We start from the raw sequence: 238 nt of genomic DNA, 5'->3' as shown, positions 1-238 counted from the left end.
CCATTGCGCCACAAATTATCCAGCAAGATTGGCTTAGTAGTTACCAAACAAGGCAAGGATTAGATCAAGCGATTAAAGGCGTCAGTCGTCGTTTATCAAAACCAGAACTTTTTGACCATGCCATTAAAGATATCGATAAGATTTATATTGATATCGAGATTGCATTTAGAACCTTTTATCCACAGTTAATGGCCTATAGCAGGCTTTATAGTCGTAAGACTCCGGCAGCATATTTACC

The 238-nt window shown here is 38.7% G+C and carries 1 protein-coding gene; it reads left to right on the top strand.

The features are described 5' to 3' along the window. A partial coding sequence (locus AAEY93_RS21075; protein ID WP_351079699.1) for an acyl carrier protein phosphodiesterase occupies positions 1-238 on the top strand: 238 nt, incomplete at both ends.

This window comes from Shewanella sp. CAL98-MNA-CIBAN-0140 (genome assembly GCF_040309905.1).
In the GTDB taxonomy this organism is placed as follows: domain Bacteria; phylum Pseudomonadota; class Gammaproteobacteria; order Enterobacterales; family Shewanellaceae; genus Shewanella; species Shewanella psychromarinicola.
Note: the sequence above shows the minus strand (reverse complement) of the source record. Positions and strands in the feature narration are given on the sequence as shown.